Raw genomic sequence first — 17,308 nt, 5'->3', positions numbered from 1 at the left:
GTCACCTTATTCCGTCGCCGCTGATGGCGCGGGGTCGGGCGGCTGTCCGACCAGTTCAACCGGGTACAGCTCGGTCCGCGCGACCGCCGCGTCGCGCTCGCCGGCCAGGGCGGTGCGCCGCTCGTCCGCCATGAAGGCGTCGAAACCGGCCTGCGAGTCGAACTCGATCAGCTGGATCTCGTCCGGACGCCCCTCGGCGCCGTCGGCGCGGACCCGCTGCAGCACCCGCCCGCCGTGCTCGCCCAGCAGCGCCAGCACCTTGTCCTCGTACGCGCCCAGGGCCTCACCGGCACCTGGCCGGGCCCACAGCAGACAACACAGTCGAACCGTCACGCCGCACGACCCTATCCGGCGCCCAGCACGCCGTGCGCGTCGAGAGCGATCGCCCCACCGGGTGCACCAGCAGGGGATTGACCTCCAGTTCGGCCAGTTCCGGATGCTCCGCCCCCGCTCGCGCCACTGCGCACACGGCGGCCGCCGCCGCGTTCAGCTCGACGGGCGGGGCGCCGCGCCAGCCGGTCAGCAGGGGCGCGTGGCGCAGTTCCAGGAACAGGGCACGCGCGCGTGCACGGGTGAGCGGCGCGGGGGCGAGGGCCGTGTCGGCGTGCTGCCGGCGAGGCGGCGACCGTCCCGGAAGTCCTCGACGTGGGCGGCGATCACCCGGGTCGGTGCGTGGGCGATCAGCGCGTCCAGGGCGTCCGCCGCGTCGATGTCCCGCTGGTTGCCGAGGGAGACGAAGCGGGAGAAGCCCTGTCCGCGCGGGCGAGGAGGCGTCCGATCTCCAGGGCCAGGTTGCCGCTCTGCGAGACGAGTCCCACCGCGCCGACCGGGAAGTCGCCCCAGCTCAGCCGCAATTGGGTGGTGGTGTCGACCAGGCCCATGCAGTTGGGCCCGAGCAGCCGGGCGCCGCGGGCGCGGACGAGCTCGGCGAGCGCGCGCTCCTCGGCCGGATCGCCGCCCGAGGCGATCACCGTGAGGCAGCGGGCGCCGGCCTTCAGCCCCTGCGCCACGACCCGGCGCATGTGCGCGTGCGGGACGGCGACGACGACGTGCTCGCACGACACACCGTCGAGACCGGGGCGGAACGGCTCCCGTCGAGGCCCCCGCCCCGACGGTTCACCAGATGCACGGCGCGCCGCCCCCGCCCGGCGAGGGCGCCCTTCGCCAGCCAGTAGCCCCACTTCTCCGGGGTGTCGGAGGCGCCCACGACGGCCACGGAGGCGGGGTCGAACAGGGCGTCCGGCAGGGCGCTTGCGCCCGGTCCGTCACCGGCCGGGTCGGCCGGTGTCACCGATACCACCCGAACCGCTCCGCGATCACCGGCAGCCGGTCGGCGACGATGGCGTGGGCCGCCGCGCGCGGGGTGATCCCGTCCGCCTCCGCGCGGGCCAGCATCTGCTCCACCAGGGCCCGCATCGAGCGCCGGGTGTGGGCGAACGCCTCGTCCGCGTCGGCGCCGATGTCCCCGAACAGGGTCCACCACCACCAGGCGTTCGTCCCGGAGTTGACGACCACGTCCGGCAGCACGGTCACCCCGCGCGCGGCGAGCAGTTCCTCCGCCTCGGGCAGCACCGGCATGTTGGCCGCCTCGACGATCCAGCGGGCGGTGATCCGCTCCTGCTCGGCGGCGTCGATCGCGTACGACACCGCCGCCGGCACCAGCACCTCCGCGTCGGCGGACAGCCAGGCGTCGCCGGGCAGTTCACGGTCCTCGGGGCGCAGGGCGGCGCGGTCGACGGTGCCGTAGGCGTCCCGCGCGGCCAGCAGCGTCTCCACGTCCAGGCCCGCCGGGTTGACCATCGTGCCCTTGATGTCGGCGACGGCGACGACGGTCAGCCCCGCGCGCGTGAGGAAGCGGGCCGTCGCCCCGCCCATGGTGCCGAGGCCCTGCACCGCGACCCGCGTGCCCGCGTACGGCACACCGGCCCGGTCCAGGGCCGCCAGCGCCGACTCGGCGACTCCGCAGCCGCCGACCAGTTCGTCCAGCCCGATGCCGTCCACCTCGACCGCGAACGCGTCAGCGAGCCGCCGCCGGGCCGTCGCCTCGTCGTCCAGCAGCGGATACACGGCCTGGACGGAGGAGACCAGCCCCGCCTCGGCCGCCGCCCGGTCCACCAGGTCCTGGGTGAGACCGAGGTCCTCACCGGTGGTCCAGAAGTTCTCGATGTACGGCCTCATGGCGCGCAGATAGCGCACCAGCAGCCCGTACGCCCCCGGGTCCTGGGGGTCGCAGTCGATGCCGCCCTTCGCCCCGCCCAGCGGGATGTAGCGGCCCTCCGGGTTGTAGTGCAGCGCCTCCTTCATGGTCATCCCGCGCGCGAGCCCGGCGACCTCCTCAAGGGTGCAGCCCGCGCGCATGCGCAGCCCGCCGCTGGCGACGCCGCGCAGCAGCCGGTCGACGACGAGGAACCCCTGGCGGCCGGTGAGGTGGTCGGTCCAGGTGAGCGACATCAGGGGGGCGGTCATGCGGTCTCCTCGACGGGGGTGATCAGGGGTGGGGCGGACGGGGTCTCAGGGACGGGTGGCGCCCCCGCGCGCGTACGCGTGTGCGCCGCCGGGACGCTCGGCCGCGCTGCCGCCCCCTCCCGCGGCAGCGCGGCCCGCTCGGTCACAGGTCGCGCGCGATGACGAGCCGCATGATGTCGGACGTGCCCTCCTCGATCTCCTCCAGCCTGGCGTCGCGCATCCACTGCTCGACGGGGAACTCGCGCGAGTAGCCCCAGCCGCCCAGCGTCTGCACGGCCGCCCAGGTGCAGTAGGCGGCGGTCTCGGAGGCCGTCAGCTTCGCCATCGCCGCCTCGGCGGTCGCCCCGAGACCGGCGTCCAGCCGACGCGCCGCCCGCCAGGTCATCAGCCAGGCCTGCTCCACGCGCGTGCGCATGTCCGCGAGCCGGAAGGCGACGGCCTGGTGCTCGATGATCGGCCTGCCGAACTGCCGCCGCTCACGCGCGTAGTCGCGCGCGTACTCGTACGCGGCCCGCGCCACGCCCGTCGCGGCCGCCCCCAGCACCGTGCGCGAGACGTCGAAGGTCCGCATCAGTCCGTGGAAGTCCTCTCCCTCCGCGCCGAGCCGGTCCTCCTCGGGGACGAAGACGTCCCGGCACACGATCGCCCGCTGGCCCATCGTGCGCATCGGCTCGCCGAAGGAGACACCCTCGGTTTCCTTGCGCAGCAGGAACGCGGACACGCCACGGGAGCGCAGCGACGGGTCGGTCTTGGCGAACACCACATACAGCTCGGCCTCGCCCGCGTTGGAGATCCACGCCTTCTGGCCGTCGATCCGGTAACCGCCCTCGGTGCGGCGGGCCGTGGTGATGATCGAGGCTGCGTCGGAGCCCGCGCCCGGCTCGGTGGTCGCCAGGGCGGTCATCGGCGTGTCGGGGCGGGTGAGCGGGGTCAGCCAGGCGCGCTTCTGCTCCTCGGTGCCCAGCTCCAGGACCGGGTCGGCGAAGAAGCCGTTCGAGCAGAGCAGATTGCCGATGCCCAGGTCGCCGACGCACAGCTCCTTCTGGACCAGGACCTGCGTGAACACGTCGGTGAAGCCGCCCCCGCCGTACTCCTCGGGGAGCATGAACCCGGTGATCCCCACCTTGGCGGCCTTGCGCCACAGGTCCCACGGCGTCTCGACGTCCGCCTCGTCGACGGCACGCGCGCGGGGGCGTATCTCCTCGCGGGCGAACGCGCGGGTGAGGTCCACGATGTCGTACTGCTCCGGACTGAGCGGGACGAGCTCGGTGGGCAGGTTGGACACGGTGCCTCCAGCGGGCCGCCGGGCAATTACTGAATCGCGAGTCAGTATCGGGAGCGGTCGGGTTCCGTGTCAACGGGGCCGCCGCCCGGTCCGGGACCGCCGGGGAAGGGTTCGGTTCTTTGGGTTTTCTTTGGAAACCGTCCGGCAGCAACGGGACGATCCCGGTGTTGTCCGAGGGGGCGACCATAATGGAACGCCTCACCGACTCCACCTGGAGGTACCGTGTCCGGTTTCCGTTCCCTGAGCTCCGGGCTCCGCGCGCTGCAGCCCGCGGCCTTCGGCGCGGACCCGAGTGGTGAGCGCATGGCGCGCATCCGCAGATCGCCCCACTTCAAGGACGGCGTCTTCCAGAACCCCGGAGGCACCGCCCGGATCAGGCCCTCCGGCTCGACGATGGACTTCGCGAAGGTCTTCTTCGACAAGGAGGAGCGGCCCCGGCGCGCCCCCAAGGGGAACATCCCGGTGCACGCCACCACGCTGGCGGACATCGCCAGGCCGCCCGCCAGCGGGCTGCGGCTGACCTGGATGGGGCACTCCAGCGTGCTCGCGGAGATCGACGGACACCGGGTCCTGTTCGACCCCGTCTGGGGCGAGCGCTGCTCCCCCTTCTCCTTCGTCGGACCGAAGCGACTGCACCCCGTGCCGCTGCCCCTCGCCGCGCTCGGCCCGGTCGACGTCGTCGTCATCTCGCACGACCACTACGACCACCTGGACATGCCCAGCATCAAGACGCTGGCCGGCACGGACACCCTGTTCGCCGTTCCGCTGGGCGTCGGCGAGCACCTCGAGCTGTGGGGCGTCTCCGCCGACCGGATCCGCGAGTTGGACTGGCACGAGGAGACGAGGATCGGCGGCCTCACCCTCACCGCCACCCCGGCCCGACACTTCTGCGGACGCGGCATGCGCAACACCCAGCACACGCTCTGGGCCTCCTGGTCGGTCGCCGGGGGCGAGCACCGCGTCTACCACAGCGGCGACACCGGGTACTTCGAGGGCTTCAAGGACATCGGCGCCGCGCACGGTCCGTTCGACGCCACGATGATCCAGATCGGCGCGTACTCCGACTTCTGGCCGGACATCCACATGACGCCCGAGGAGGGCATGCGAGCCCACCTCGACCTCCAGGGCGGAGCGCCGCACGGCGTGATGATGCCCATCCACTGGGCCACCTTCAACCTGGCCACCCACCCCTGGGCCGAGCCCGGCGAGGGCACGGTCGCCGCTGCCCACGCCACCGGCTCCCGCATCGCGCTGCCCCGTCCCGGAGAGCCCTTCGAGCCCACCGCCGAGACCGTCCCCGGCGACCCCTGGTGGCGCGCGGTGGCCCAGGAGCCGGCGAGCGGCTGGCCGACGGCGGAGGCCGTCGCCGGGGCCGCGATCAAGACGGCGGCGGACTCGGCGGCGAAGGAACAGGCCGACGCGAGGGGCGCCGAGGGGAGCGGGGATCCGGAGACGGTGCCGGCCGGGTGAGGCGGGCTGCGGCGACCGCCAGGGACCACGGGGTGGTCGTCCGGGCCGTGATCCCGGGGGCGTGGTGGTGCTCGACGGAGGAACGCCGGGGCGTGAGTGTGCGGGGCGTCAGCTGAGCAGGGGTGGGAGGGGCCCGGAATGCCGCGTCGGCAGGTCGTGACCCTCGGGGTCGATCTCGCCGCCAGCGCTCGGCGTACCGCTGTGTGCCGGGTGGAGTGGGACCACGTGGGCGCGCCGACGGCGGAGTTCGTCGTGCCGGAGGGGGACGAGGAACTGCTGGCCCTGGTCCGCGGTGCCGACAAGACGGGGCTGGACTGTCCGCTCGGCTGGCCGACCGGCTTCGTGGACACGATCGCGGCCCACCATCAGGGGCTGCCGCTGCCGTCACCGGCCCGCTTCGGGGATCGTACGGACGGCAGGCCGGGACTGGACCCACTGCGCTTCCGGCTCACCGACGACCTCACCTGGAAGGCGACCGCGATGCGGCCGCCCCTGTCGGTCTCCACCGACCTCCTCGGCGTGGTCGCGCTCCGGGCGGCCCGCCTCCTGGACGCCCTCGGCACCGGATCCGTGCCACGGGACGGCTCCGGGCCGGTCGCCGAGGTGTACCCCGCGGCCGCGCTGCGGCTGTGGGGCATCCGTCCCGCCGGCAGTTACAAGAACGCCACACCCGACGCACGGGCGGTGCGGGAGTATGTGCTCGGGTCCCTCGAGGCGGGGCTGGGGCGGGCGCTGCCGGAAGAGGTGCGCACGCGGTGCGTCGCCAGCCACGACCACCTCGACGCACTGGTCTGCGCCCTGGTCGCCCGTGCCGTGCTGGTGGGCGACACCCGGTGGCCGTCCTCGGCGGAGGAGCGTGCCGCCGCCCTGCGGGAGGGCTGGATCCACCTGCCCGGCCCCAACCTCGCCGCCCTGAGCCACCCCGTGGTGTGATGGCGCCGTGAGCCGCGCCGCCGAAGAGACCAACCGCCGGATGCTGCGCGCCCGGGACGCGATGGACCGAGCCTACGCGCAGCCCCTGGACGTACCGGCCCTGGCGCGGATCGCCCATGTCTCCCCGGCCCACTTCGCCCGCACCTTCCGCGCCACCTTCGGCGAGACCCCGCACCGCTACCTCCAGCGCCGCCGCGTCGAACGCGCGATGTTCCAGCTGCGCGAGACCGACCGCAGCGTCACGGACATCTGTTTCGAGGTCGGCTTCGGCAGCCCCGGCACCTTCAGCCGCACCTTCCGCGACGTCGTCGGCCGCTCGCCGCGCGAGTACCGCAAGGAGGCCGTGGCCCTGGATGTGCCGACCTGCTTCACGATGGCATGGATGCGGCCGAGCGCCTGACGGCCGGCCCGCGGGCGCGGTCTGCCCGGCGTTCGGGCGACTGAGCAGTTTTGGATAAGTTTTCGCCGGGCGGGGCTCGTAGCGTGATGCCCATGTTCACAGGAATCACGCACTCGCAGATCTACGTACTCGACCAGGACGAGGCCCTCGACTTCTACGTCGGCAAGCTCGGCCTGGAGGTCAACACCGACGCCGACCTCGGCTTCATGCGCTGGCTCACCGTCAACGTCCCCGGCCAGCCCGACCGCGAGGTCCTGCTGGAGCGGCCCGGCCCGCCGCGCCTGTCCGAGGAGACCGCCGAGCAGGTCCGCGAACTGCTCACCAAGGGGGCGACGGGCGGCTTCCTCATCTTCGGCACGGAGGACTGCCGCAAGACCTACGAGACGCTGCGGGCCAAGGGTGTCGAGTTCACCGAGGAGCCCACCGAGCGCCCGTACGGCATCGACTGCGGCCTGCGGGACCCCTTCGGCAACAGCATCCGCTTCACTCAGCCGAAGGCGTGAGTGCGCGTCGACCGTTGACACGGACAGTGACGTTCAGGGGGTGACTCGCCGGGGTTCGGGGAGCGTCCGAAACGGTCCGGTCCGGTCGGCGGGCGGGCGGAGGGCGGCAACCGGCGGCAATCCGAGAGGGCCGGGGAGCGAGGGCTCCCCGGCCCTCGATCATTCCTGCCGACCACTTCTGACCAGCACTGATCGATCCTTTCTCGAGCCAGATCGACTGTCCGCTGTGTTTATCGGTCTGTCGTACGACGCCTCATACCAGAGCGGGACGCTTCGCGTGGGACTTTGTCAACTGCCCACCGCACATGATGCCTTGGCGACTACTGTGAGTGTCCATCGGGCAACCCCTGCCCGAACCGCGCAGCCCGCGCCCCGGGCACCGACGGACCCGTACGACGAGGACACCGATGTCTCACCTCCGCGCACCGGCCGCACGCGCAGACCGCCGTGAGGGCGGACGGCACGGACGGCCCGTCGCCCGCACCGCTGCCTCGCTGCCCGAGACCCACATACGGCCCCAGTTGCTCCGGCTCGCCGTGCTGCCGCCCATCGCGGTCGCCCTGAGCGCCAGCGCGGCCGTGCTGTTCACGGTCCGCTCCGCCGGGGTCCGGCCCGGGCTCACGCTGTGGGGAGTGCTCGGCGGCGCGGTCTCGGTGGCGCTGGCCGCCATCGCCACCGCGGCCGTGGCTGCCGACCGGGCCGCCCGGACCGTGAGCGACCGCGTCGCCGCGCTGCGCCGCAGCGCCGCGCGCGGCGAGGCCGATCTGCGCGCGCTCGTCGAGGCGCTGCGCCGCGGCGAGGCCCCGCCCCAGCGCACACCGCGCGGCGCGCCCGCCGACGACGCGGACGACTTCGAACTGCTCGCCGCCGACCTGAGCCGGGCGCACGACGGCGCCGTCACCGCCGTCGTGCAGGCCGCGCAGCTGTCCAGCCAGGCGGGCAGCGAACAGAAGCTCGAGGTGTTCGTCAACCTCGCCCGGCGGTTGCAGTCGCTGGTGCACCGGGAGATCTCGATCCTCGACGAGCTGGAGAACGAGATGGAGGACCCCGACCTCCTCAAGGGCCTCTTCCACGTCGACCATCTCGCCACCCGGATCCGCCGGCACGCGGAGAACCTCGCCGTCCTCGGCGGTGCCGTCTCCCGTCGGCAGTGGAGCCATCCGGTGTCCATGACGGAGGTGCTGCGCTCCGCCATCGCCGAGGTCGAGCAGTACTCCCGGGTGAAGCTGGTGCCGCCGATCGACGGCACCCTGCGCGGGCACGCCGTGGCCGACGTCATCCATCTGCTGGCCGAACTGGTCGAGAACGCCACGGTGTTCTCCGCCCCGCACACCCAGGTCCTGCTGCGGGCCAACCTCGTCACCTCGGGGCTCGCCGTGGAGGTCGAGGACCGGGGTCTGGGCATGCCGGTCGCCGAGCAGAAGAAGATGAACGCGCTGCTCGCCGACCCCGACCAGGTCAACGTCGCGAGCCTGCTCGCGGACGGCCGCATCGGGCTGTTCGTCGTCTCGCAGCTGGCGCGGCGGCACGGCATCCACGTCCGGCTGCAGACCAACATCTACGGCGGCGTCCAGGCCGTACTCGTCGTACCGCAGGGCCTGTTGGGCCCGGCGCAGGGCGCCCCCGGGGCCGTACCCCATCCGCACGGCGCCACGGCGACGCCGGCGCAGTCGTCCGGCCCGGGTCCCGCGACCGGCGGCCACCGCCTCGTGCCCCCACCGCCGGCGCCGCGACATGTAGAGCCGTGGGAGAGCACGGGTACCGCCGCCGTCACGCCGAACGGCAGCACGTCGGCGAGCCCCGTCGGGGGCGGAGCCGGGGCGGGCGGCGGTATGCGGGCCGGCGCCGCTGCGAACGGCACCTCGGTGAACGGTTCCATGACGAGCGACCGCACCACCGGCAGCGCCGGGGCGGACCTCTCCGTCGCGGGGGGCGGTACGGCCGGCGCGGGTGGTGGCCACGCCACGGGGCAGGGGAGCGGGCCCGCGCCGCTGCCCGTGCGGGGTGCCCAGGGGGAGCGGCCCAATCCCGCGGAGGCCGTGCCCGGGATCCGGCCCGACGACCGGCGGGTCGTCGCGGAGAACGTGGCCGCGTCGGCCACGCCCCGCACCGGGACGGTTCGCGGCACCATGGGCAAGCCCCAACTCCCGCGCCGCCGCGCCCAGGAGCACATCGCCCCGCAGCTGCGCGACGGTCCCGCGCCCCGCCAGGACGCCGACGCCCCCGCCGGCCACGACCCGGGCCTGATGGCCGCCTTCCAACGGGGCATCGGCCTGGCGGAGGCCCAGCAGCACCTGGAGGCCGACCACATGGGCTCGGACCCCATGGCGGCGCCGCCCATGGAGCGCTCCCATCTGGATGCCCTGGACGACATGGGGGGCGCCTACATGTCCGCCCCGCACACCTCCGCATCGGGTCACCCGGACGTCTCACACACGGCGGTCCGCCACACGGCCGGTCCCCCCACGGACGCCTCCGCCACCACTCCGCCGCACGGCATGGACGTACCGCGCAGGGACGTACCGCGCACGGACGTACCGCGCACGGACGTACCGCGCACGGACGTACCGCGTAGGGACGTTCCGCGCATGGACCCCGCGCACATAGCGGAGGCGCGCCCGGCAGCGGCTCGCGGCCATGACCGTCCCACCCGGCACGACGGGAGCGCACCAGCCGGATGACGAGCCCAGCCCGCACCCCCGTACTCACCCCCGCCGCTCCCGCAGACCTTCGTACCCCAAGGAGTCGATCCACCATGGCGAGCGATGCGCCGACCGGTCATGTATCCGATCTCGACTGGCTGATGAGCGGCCTCGTGCAGCGCGTACCGCACACCACCAGTGCGGTTCTTCTGTCCTGCGACGGGCTCGTGAAGTCGGTCCACGGCCTCGACGCGGACAGCGCCGACCACATGGCCGCGCTGGCCTCGGGCCTGTACTCCCTCGGCCGCAGCGCCGGGGTGCGCTTCGGCGACGGCGGCGAGGTCCGCCAGGTCGTCGTGGAGCTCGACGCGACCCTGCTGTTCGTCACCACCGCCGGCTCCGGCACCTGTCTCGCCGTGCTGGCCGGCCGCGAGGCCGACGCGGCGGTCCTCGGCTACGAGATGGCGATGCTGGTCAAGAGCGTCCGCCCGTACCTGGTCTCCGCACCCCGGCAGCATGCCGTCGAACCCCCGGCGATGAGGCCTTGAGCGTGGTGACGGCCGGCGACGGGCCCTGGCTCGACGACGCGGCCGGACGGCTGGTGCGCCCCTTCACGGTCAGCAACGGCCGCACCCGGCCGAGCATCGCCCTCGACCTGCTGTCGCACGTGATGGCCACCGGGGCCACGCCCCTCGGCTATCTCGGCCCCGAGCACCAGCAGGCGCTCGACCTGTGCCGCGCGCCCGTGTCGGTCGCCGAGGTCGCCGCCCATCTCAAGCTGCCGGCGGTGGTCACCAAGGTGCTGCTGTCGGACCTCGTCGACTGCGGGGCGCTGACCACCAAGCCCCCCGAGTTCCACCACAACCCGACTGACCGGGCCCTTCTGGAGGCAGTGCTCGATGGACTACGACGACAGCTCTGACCCCTTCCCGACCGCACTGAAGATCCTGGTCGCGGGCGGTTTCGGGGTCGGCAAGACGACCTTCGTGGGCGCGGTCAGCGAGATCGCGCCGCTGAGCACGGAGGAGCTGCTCACCACGGTCAGCGCCGCGACCGACCGTCTCGACGGGATCGAGAACAAGGTCGAGACGACGGTGGCCATGGACTTCGGCCGCATCACCCTCGATCCGGAACACGTGCTCTACCTGTTCGGCACGCCGGGACAGGAGCGGTTCTGGTTCATGTGGGACGAACTCTCCGAGGGCGCGCTCGGCGCGGTGATCCTCGCCGACACCCGGCGCCTCGAGGAGTGCTTCGCCGCGGTGGACTTCTTCGAGCAGCGCGGCCTGGGCTTCATCGTCGCCATCAACGAGTTCGACGGCTCCTACCGCTACGACCCCGAGGAGGTCCGTGCCGCCATCGACCTGCCGCCGGAGATCCCGGTGGTGCGGTGCGACGCCCGTATCTCCAGTTCGGGGGTGCAGACGTTGCTGACGCTCGTACGCCATCTGATCGCGCACGCCCCGGCCCCTGCGCCGAGCCACGGCGCCCACGTCCCCAGTGACCGCCCATGAGGTACGACCCCGCGCGTCCGGCCGGCCGTCTGCTGCTCACCCCGGAGGACAAGGAGGCCCCCGCCCGCACCCTGCGCCTCGGCCAACTCGGCCTGGGTGAACGCCCGGACCCCGATCTCGACGCCTATGCCGGCCGGCTCGCCGGGCTCACCGGGGCGCCGTACGCCATGGTCAACTTCATCGACCAGCACCGCCAGTTCTTCGCGGGCCTGCATCTGCCGGACGTGGCGCCGCCGTTCGTGAGGACCGACGGGACGACACCCGTGCTGGGCCGTGAACTCGCCCGCGATCACGGCTTCTGCCCCCATGTGGTGGTCCGGCGCAAGGCGCTGGTGCTGGAGGACGTCTGCGACTACCCCCGGTTCGCGGGCAATCCGATGGTCGACGAGTTCGGCATCCGCTCCTATCTCGGTGCCCCGCTCATCGACAGCACAGGGATGACGCTCGGCACGCTGTGTGTGGCCGACGTCGCGCCACGGCCCTGGGGCAAACCCGGTCTGGAGACCATCAAGTCCTCGGCGGCGGAGCTCGTGGCCCGGCTGGAACGGCGCGAGGCAGACGGGCTGCCGCTGCTCTGAGGCGCGCCGCGACTACCAGCCGACCGGTCTGGTATCGGCTGTTCGAGGAGACGGAGGCCGGCCGGCGCAGCATCCGGCCGGCGTCGCAGCCCGTCGCGCCCTTCTCGACCGGGTTTCCGCGGGCGCGCTCTAGTAGCCCCGCCACACGTTGTCGAACGCGGCGTCCTCGATCGCCTTGCGCTGGCGTACGGCCTCCAGTTCCATCACCGCGTCGCCGACGGCGGCCAGCACCGTCGTGACCGTCTCGCCGGCGAGGGCCTCCGCGTCCTCGGCGGGTTCGTCCCGGATGCCGGCCGCGGCCGCCAGTGCGGCGAGGATCGGTTCGCCCGCCGCCCAGCGGTCCTCGGCCTCGCGCCGGGCCGCCGAGTCGACCAGCTCCGTCCGGGAGGTGCGCAGCGGAATCCGCTGGCCGCGCGGGCGAGCGGTCAGTCCGACCCGTTCGAAGTCCTCGACGTAGGCGGAGGAGAGCCCGCGGCCCCGGCGCCACAGCCAGTCCTCGACCGACTCGTACGGCTCCTGTCGTACGAGCGTCCCGGCGGCCTCGTCCAGCAGCCGGTCACCGGTGGGCGCCTGGGCGCTCGGCAGGATCCGGTCACCGTCCAGGACGAGCGCCTTGGCCTCGATGAGGTCGAACACCTCGGCTCCCGCGAGCGCGAGCGAGAGGTCGCCCTGCTCGACGGGCCGGTCCGGTGCCGCCTCCAGGGCGACGATCGCGAGGTCCCGTGCGGTGGTCATGAGCGACTCCACGTGAGTTGGCCGAGTGCGGGGCGAGAGCGTCCGCGTCCTTGCTCGATTCTCGCCGCCCCGAGGCTGTTGTGTGTCCTTCTACGACCATGTGGTGCGGGAAGCCGATCCGCAGCCCGGCGCCGGCCACGGCCGCGGCGAGGACCACGAGGGCGCCTCGACGAGGAGGCGTGAAGCCAGGCTGCGGCGCGGCTTAAGAAAACCTCGATGGACCGGGGGTGGTCCGGTGCGGCAGATTGCAGGTGATTCCACCCCCCTCCCCGGACGCGGGCCCGCTTCGGCGTGCCCGCGTCCGGGTCCCCGAGCACAGGAGCCATGGCGTGAAGGCGCTGGTCAAGCAGAAGGCGGAGCCCGGTCTGTGGCTCGCGGACGTCCCGGAGCCCGCCGTCGGACCCGGTGACGTCCTCATCAAGGTGCTCCGCACCGGCATCTGCGGCACCGACCTGCACATCCGGTCCTGGGACGGTTGGGCGCAACAGGCGATCCGCACCCCCCTGATCGTCGGCCACGAGTTCGTCGGCGAGGTCGTGGAGACCGGGCGCGACGTCGCGGACATCAAGCCCGGTGACCGGGTCAGCGGCGAGGGCCACCTGGTCTGCGGCAAGTGCCGCAACTGCCTCGCCGGGCGGCGCCATCTGTGCCGGGCCACGGTCGGGCTCGGCGTCGGCCGCGACGGGGCCTTCGCGGAGTACGTCGCCCTCCCGGCCGCCAACGTGTGGGTCCACCGGGTGCCCGTGGATCTCGATGTCGCGGCGATCTTCGACCCGTTCGGCAACGCCGTGCACACCGCGCTGTCCTTCCCGCTCGTCGGCGAGGACGTGCTGATCACCGGCGCCGGACCGATCGGCCTCATGGCCGCCGCCGTCGCCCGGCACGCGGGCGCCCGCAACGTCGTCGTCACCGACGTCAGCGAGGAGCGGCTGGAACTGGCCCGCAAGATCGGCGTGAGCCTGGCGCTGAACGTGTCGCGGGCCGCCATCGCCGACGGACAGCGCGAGCTCGGCCTGCGCGAAGGCTTCGACATCGGTCTGGAGATGTCCGGACGGCCCGAGGCGCTGCGGGACATGATCGCCAACATGACGCACGGCGGCCGTATCGCCATGCTCGGCCTGCCCGCCGAGGAGTTCCCCGTCGACTGGGCCCGGATCGTCACCTCGATGATCACCCTCAAGGGCATCTACGGCCGCGAGATGTTCGAGACCTGGTACGCGATGTCGGTGCTGCTGGAGGGCGGACTCGACCTCGCCCCCGTGATCACCGGCCGGTACGGCCACCGCGACTTCGAGGCGGCCTTCGCCGACGCGGCGAGCGGCCGCGGCGGCAAGGTCATCCTGGACTGGACCCTCTGACCCTCCTCCGACCGCCCCCCCGACCGCCCACCGACGTCCTCAGGGACTGAACCTCTTTAGGGACTGATGATGTTCGACTCCGTGCGCGACGACCTGCGCGCCACCCTCGACGAGATCCGCGCCGCCGGTCTGCACAAGCCCGAGCGGGTGATCGGCACACCGCAGTCCGCGACCGTGAACGTGTCCGCGGGCGGCCGGCCCGGCGAGGTCCTCAACTTCTGCGCCAACAACTACCTGGGCCTCGCCGACCACCCCGAGGTGATCGCTGCCGCCCACGAGGCCCTGGACCGCTGGGGCTACGGCATGGCCTCGGTCCGCTTCATCTGCGGCACGCAGGAGGTCCACAAGGAGCTGGAGGCGCGGCTGTCGGCGTTCCTCGGCCAGGAGGACACGATCCTGTACTCCTCCTGCTTCGACGCCAACGGCGGCGTCTTCGAGACCCTGCTGGACGCCGAGGACGCGGTGATCTCCGACGCCCTCAACCACGCCTCGATCATCGACGGCATCCGCCTGTCCAAGGCCCGCCGCTTCCGCTACGCCAACCGCGATCTGGCCGATCTGGAACGGCAGTTGAAGGAGGCGGCCGGTGCGCGGCGCAAGCTGATCGTCACCGACGGCGTCTTCTCCATGGACGGCTACGTGGCACCCCTGCGCGAGATCTGCGACCTCGCCGACCGCTACGACGCCATGGTCATGGTCGACGACTCGCACGCCGTCGGCTTCGTCGGCCCCGGCGGCCGCGGCACCCCTGAGCTGCACGGGGTCATGGACCGCGTCGACATCGTCACCGGCACCCTCGGCAAGGCCCTCGGCGGCGCCTCCGGCGGCTACGTGGCCGCCCGCGCCGAGATCGTCGCCCTGCTGCGCCAGCGCTCCCGGCCGTACCTCTTCTCGAACACGCTGGCCCCGGTGATCGCCGCCGCGTCCCTGAAGGTGCTCGACCTGCTGGAGGCGGCGGACGACCTGCGCGTCCATCTCACCGAGAACACCGCGCTCTTCCGCCGCCGTATGACCGAGGAGGGCTTCGAGATCCTCCCCGGTGACCACCCGATCGCGCCCGTGATGATCGGTGACGCGGCGAAGGCGGCCCGGCTGGCGGAGCTGCTGCTGGAGCGAGGCGTCTACGTGATCGGCTTCTCCTACCCGGTGGTGCCGCAGGGCAAGGCCCGCATCCGCGTCCAGCTGTCCGCCGCGCACTCGACGGACGACGTGAACCGCGCCGTGGACGCCTTCGTGGCGGCCCGGGCCGAGCTGGAGGGCTGACCCGGCCCGACCGTCCGGGACATATTGCGATAATCGATCCCATGATCGAAGCGCGGCGGCTCCACATCCTCCGTGCGGTGGCCGACCACCGCACGGTGACGGCGGCTGCCGCCGCGCTGTATCTGACCCCCTCCGCGGTCTCCCAGCAGCTCACCGCCCTGGAGCAGGAGACCGGCCACCGCCTGGTCGAGCGCGGCGCCAAGGGCGTACGGCTCACCCCGGCCGGCGAGATCCTGCTCAGCCACACCAACGCCGTGCTCGCCCAACTGGAGCGTGCGGAGGCCGAGCTCGCCGCGTACGGCTCGGGCGCCGCCGGCACGGTCACCGTCGCCTCCTTCGCGACCGGCATCGCCCAGGTCGTGGCCCCGGCGGTGGCCCGCCTCGCCGTCACCGCGCCCGGCATCCGCCTGCGCGTCCAGGACGCCGAGGGGGACGCCAGCCTGCCGATGGTCCTCGACCGGCAGGTGGACGTCGCCGTCGCCGTCGAGTACCGCGGGGCCCCGCCGGCCGACGACCCGCGCCTCGCGCACGTCCCGCTGTACGCGGAGCCCTTCGACGCGGTGGTGCCGGTCAGCCACCGCCTGGCCGAAGCCGCCGAGATCCCGCTGGCCGACCTGGCCAAGGACCCCTGGATCGGCCCCTACCCCGGCAACCCCTGCCACGACGTGGTCGTCCTGGCCTGCGAGACGGCCGGCTTCCAGCCCCGCCTGGAGCACTCCTCGGACGACTTCCGCGCCGTCGTCGCCCTCGCCGCGGCCGACGCCGGGGTGGCGCTCGTACCGAGGTCGGCGCTGCAGGGCATGGACCTGGCCGGAGTGATCGTCCGCGCCGTCGACGGGGTCGCGCCGACCCGGCGGGTCTTCGCGGCCGTGCGCCGGGGCGCCGAGGAGCATCCGCTGATCCGGCCGGTGCTGGACGCGCTGGGGGAGGCGGCGGGGCCGGACGCCCCGGGAGAGACGGCGGTGCTGTGAGGCTTCCGTAACCCGCGTGTCTCATATCCGGGATAGCGTCCCGGATATGAGAAGCCTCGAGGAGGTCGCCCCGGACCCGGTGGACGCCCGGCTCGCCGCGCGGCTCGCCGAGCTGCGGGCCGAACGGGGCTGGTCGCTGGGGGAGTTGGCGGAGCGGAGCGGGATCAGCAGGTCGACGCTGTCGCGGGCCGAGCGGGCGGAGATCAGCCCGACCGCCGCGCTCCTGAACCGCCTGTGTCATGTCTACGGCCGGACCATGTCCCGGCTGCTCAGCGAGGTCGAGGCGGAGCCCGCGCTGCTGGTGCCGGCCGCCGAGCAGCCGGTGTGGGAGGACCGGGCCTCCGGTTTCGTGCGGCGCTCGGTGTCACCGCCGCACGCCGGACTGCGCGGCGAGCTGGTCGAGGGGCGGCTCGCGGCGGGCGCCGACATCGGCTACGACCGGCCGCCGGTACCCGGTCTCGAACAGCACATCTGGGTCCTGGAGGGGGCGCTGGACGTGACGGCACAGGACGTGGAGCACCGGCTCGGCACCGGGGACTGTCTGCGGTTGCGGGTGTGGGGTCCGACGCGGTTCAGGTGCGCCGGTTCCGAGGAGGTCCGGTACGCGCTGGCGGTGGTGCTGCCGTGAGGGCGGAGCGACTGGACGTGACCGAACTGCACGCGCGGGTGGAGGAGTTGGCCGACCTGCTGGTCGACACCGTCGACGGCGGAGCCTCGGTCGGCTTCCTCGCGCCGCTGGACCGCGGGCAGGCACTCGCCTGGTGGAAGGAGCGCGTGGCCGCTGTGGCGGCCGGGCGGCTCGCGGTGTGGGCGGCGCGGGACGCCGGGCGCACGCTCGGCACCGTCAGCCTGGCCTTCCCGGACAAGCCCAACAGCCGGCACCGCGCCGAACTGGTCAAGCTGATGGTGCACCGGGACGCCCGCGGACGAGGCCTCGGCCGCACGCTCCTGACCACCGCCGAGTCCGCGGCGGCCGGGGCGGGCATCACCCTGCTGCACCTCGACACCGAGACCGACAGCCTCGCCGAGCGGCTCTACGACACGGCCGGGTGGACCCGCGTCGGCGCGATACCGGACTACGCGGCCAGTCCCGACGGGGTGCTGCGGCCGACGTCGATCTACTACAAGCGGCTCGCCGGTCCCGGAGAAACCGACGATTGACGTCCTCACCAGGTGGTTGTCAGTGGCAG

Annotated in this window: 21 protein-coding genes and 1 pseudogene; 14 read left to right on the top strand and 8 right to left on the bottom strand. The window is 73.1% G+C overall.

The window, feature by feature from the left end; all coding sequences use genetic code 11:
* Positions 1-6: 6 nt before the first annotated feature.
* From ABZZ74_RS20120 to ABZZ74_RS20090, 7 genes and pseudogenes are all read right to left on the bottom strand, one after another.
* The gene (locus tag ABZZ74_RS20120) at positions 7-333 is read right to left on the bottom strand and encodes a DUF1330 domain-containing protein (protein ID WP_356766668.1); all 327 of its coding nucleotides are present in this window, start codon (positions 331-333) and stop codon (positions 7-9) included.
* A pseudogene (locus ABZZ74_RS20115) lies at positions 284-592 on the bottom strand (acetate--CoA ligase family protein); the annotation flags it as partial. The gene ABZZ74_RS20120 and the pseudogene ABZZ74_RS20115, both read right to left, overlap by 50 nt.
* A complete protein-coding gene (locus tag ABZZ74_RS20110; RefSeq protein WP_356766731.1) occupies positions 520-711 on the bottom strand; it encodes a hypothetical protein in 192 nt (63 codons plus the stop codon). The pseudogene ABZZ74_RS20115 and the gene ABZZ74_RS20110, both read right to left, overlap by 73 nt.
* Positions 681-1,064 carry a CoA-binding protein gene (locus tag ABZZ74_RS20105; protein WP_356766666.1) on the bottom strand — a complete coding sequence of 128 codons (384 nt, stop codon included), beginning with the start codon at positions 1,062-1,064 and terminating at the stop codon, positions 681-683. Before ABZZ74_RS20105 ends, ABZZ74_RS20110 begins: the two co-directional genes overlap by 31 nt.
* Entirely contained in the window at positions 995-1,291 is a 297-nt protein-coding gene (locus ABZZ74_RS20100) for a hypothetical protein (protein WP_356766664.1), read from the bottom strand. The genes ABZZ74_RS20105 and ABZZ74_RS20100 overlap by 70 nt, the downstream gene beginning before the upstream one ends.
* Positions 1,288-2,466, bottom strand: a complete 1,179-nt coding sequence (locus ABZZ74_RS20095) for a Glu/Leu/Phe/Val dehydrogenase dimerization domain-containing protein (RefSeq protein WP_356766662.1) — start codon at positions 2,464-2,466, stop codon at positions 1,288-1,290. Before ABZZ74_RS20095 ends, ABZZ74_RS20100 begins: the two co-directional genes overlap by 4 nt.
* Positions 2,467-2,608: 142 nt before the next feature.
* Positions 2,609-3,751: an acyl-CoA dehydrogenase family protein gene (locus ABZZ74_RS20090; RefSeq protein ID WP_356766660.1), complete on the bottom strand. Its 1,143-nt coding sequence runs from the start codon at positions 3,749-3,751 to the stop codon at positions 2,609-2,611.
* 222 nt (positions 3,752-3,973) lie between these two features.
* Here ABZZ74_RS20090 and ABZZ74_RS20085 point away from each other — a divergent pair, with 222 nt between their 5' ends.
* From ABZZ74_RS20085 to ABZZ74_RS20045, 9 genes are all read left to right on the top strand, one after another.
* Positions 3,974-5,221: an MBL fold metallo-hydrolase gene (locus ABZZ74_RS20085; RefSeq protein WP_356766658.1), complete on the top strand. Its 1,248-nt coding sequence runs from the start codon at positions 3,974-3,976 to the stop codon at positions 5,219-5,221.
* Positions 5,222-5,359: 138 nt separating this feature from the next.
* On the top strand, positions 5,360-6,154 hold the full coding sequence (locus ABZZ74_RS20080; RefSeq protein ID WP_356766656.1) for a DUF429 domain-containing protein: 795 nt from the start codon (positions 5,360-5,362) through the stop codon (positions 6,152-6,154).
* 7 nt (positions 6,155-6,161) lie between these two features.
* Positions 6,162-6,554, top strand: a complete 393-nt coding sequence (locus tag ABZZ74_RS20075) for an AraC family transcriptional regulator (RefSeq protein WP_356766654.1) — start codon at positions 6,162-6,164, stop codon at positions 6,552-6,554.
* Between the two features lie 92 nt (positions 6,555-6,646).
* Entirely contained in the window at positions 6,647-7,057 is a 411-nt protein-coding gene (locus ABZZ74_RS20070; protein ID WP_133042104.1) for a VOC family protein, read from the top strand.
* A 407-nt stretch (positions 7,058-7,464) separates the two neighbouring features.
* Entirely contained in the window at positions 7,465-9,738 is a 2,274-nt protein-coding gene (locus ABZZ74_RS20065) for an ATP-binding protein (protein ID WP_356766651.1), read from the top strand.
* Positions 9,739-9,812: 74 nt separating this feature from the next.
* The gene (locus ABZZ74_RS20060; protein WP_356766649.1) at positions 9,813-10,247 is read left to right on the top strand and encodes a roadblock/LC7 domain-containing protein; all 435 of its coding nucleotides are present in this window, start codon (positions 9,813-9,815) and stop codon (positions 10,245-10,247) included.
* A 2-nt stretch (positions 10,248-10,249) separates the two neighbouring features.
* Positions 10,250-10,621 (top strand): DUF742 domain-containing protein, encoded by a 372-nt coding sequence (locus ABZZ74_RS20055; RefSeq protein WP_133042168.1) that lies wholly within the window; start codon positions 10,250-10,252, stop codon positions 10,619-10,621.
* Positions 10,599-11,213, top strand: coding sequence for an ATP/GTP-binding protein (locus tag ABZZ74_RS20050; RefSeq protein WP_356766647.1), 615 nt, complete (start codon positions 10,599-10,601; stop codon positions 11,211-11,213). Before ABZZ74_RS20055 ends, ABZZ74_RS20050 begins: the two co-directional genes overlap by 23 nt.
* On the top strand, positions 11,210-11,791 hold the full coding sequence (locus tag ABZZ74_RS20045) for a GAF domain-containing protein (RefSeq protein ID WP_356766645.1): 582 nt from the start codon (positions 11,210-11,212) through the stop codon (positions 11,789-11,791). Before ABZZ74_RS20050 ends, ABZZ74_RS20045 begins: the two co-directional genes overlap by 4 nt.
* 129 nt (positions 11,792-11,920) lie before the next feature.
* Here ABZZ74_RS20045 and ABZZ74_RS20040 read toward each other — a convergent pair whose 3' ends face one another.
* Positions 11,921-12,526: a GPP34 family phosphoprotein gene (locus ABZZ74_RS20040; protein ID WP_356766643.1), complete on the bottom strand. Its 606-nt coding sequence runs from the start codon at positions 12,524-12,526 to the stop codon at positions 11,921-11,923.
* A 329-nt stretch (positions 12,527-12,855) separates the two neighbouring features.
* On the opposite strand from ABZZ74_RS20040, the gene tdh reads away from it, so the two are divergent.
* The 5 genes from tdh (at position 12,856) to ABZZ74_RS20015 (ending at position 17,279) form a co-directional block, all read left to right on the top strand.
* The gene (gene tdh / locus ABZZ74_RS20035; protein ID WP_356766641.1) at positions 12,856-13,884 is read left to right on the top strand and encodes an L-threonine 3-dehydrogenase; all 1,029 of its coding nucleotides are present in this window, start codon (positions 12,856-12,858) and stop codon (positions 13,882-13,884) included.
* Positions 13,885-13,953: 69 nt separating this feature from the next.
* A complete protein-coding gene (locus ABZZ74_RS20030; protein ID WP_356766729.1) occupies positions 13,954-15,147 on the top strand; it encodes a glycine C-acetyltransferase in 1,194 nt (397 codons plus the stop codon).
* Between the two features lie 41 nt (positions 15,148-15,188).
* Positions 15,189-16,118: a LysR family transcriptional regulator gene (locus ABZZ74_RS20025; RefSeq protein ID WP_356766639.1), complete on the top strand. Its 930-nt coding sequence runs from the start codon at positions 15,189-15,191 to the stop codon at positions 16,116-16,118.
* A 46-nt stretch (positions 16,119-16,164) separates the two neighbouring features.
* Positions 16,165-16,746 (top strand): XRE family transcriptional regulator, encoded by a 582-nt coding sequence (locus tag ABZZ74_RS20020; RefSeq protein ID WP_356766637.1) that lies wholly within the window; start codon positions 16,165-16,167, stop codon positions 16,744-16,746.
* Entirely contained in the window at positions 16,743-17,279 is a 537-nt protein-coding gene (locus ABZZ74_RS20015; protein WP_356766635.1) for a GNAT family N-acetyltransferase, read from the top strand. The genes ABZZ74_RS20020 and ABZZ74_RS20015 overlap by 4 nt, the downstream gene beginning before the upstream one ends.
* The last annotated feature ends 29 nt before the right edge of the window (positions 17,280-17,308 follow it).

This window comes from Streptomyces sp. NPDC006476, assembly GCF_040612015.1.
Classification (GTDB): Bacteria; Actinomycetota; Actinomycetes; order Streptomycetales; family Streptomycetaceae; genus Streptomyces; species Streptomyces griseorubiginosus_B.
The sequence above is the reverse complement of the archived record's forward strand: the minus strand, read 5'-3'. Positions and strand labels throughout refer to the sequence as shown.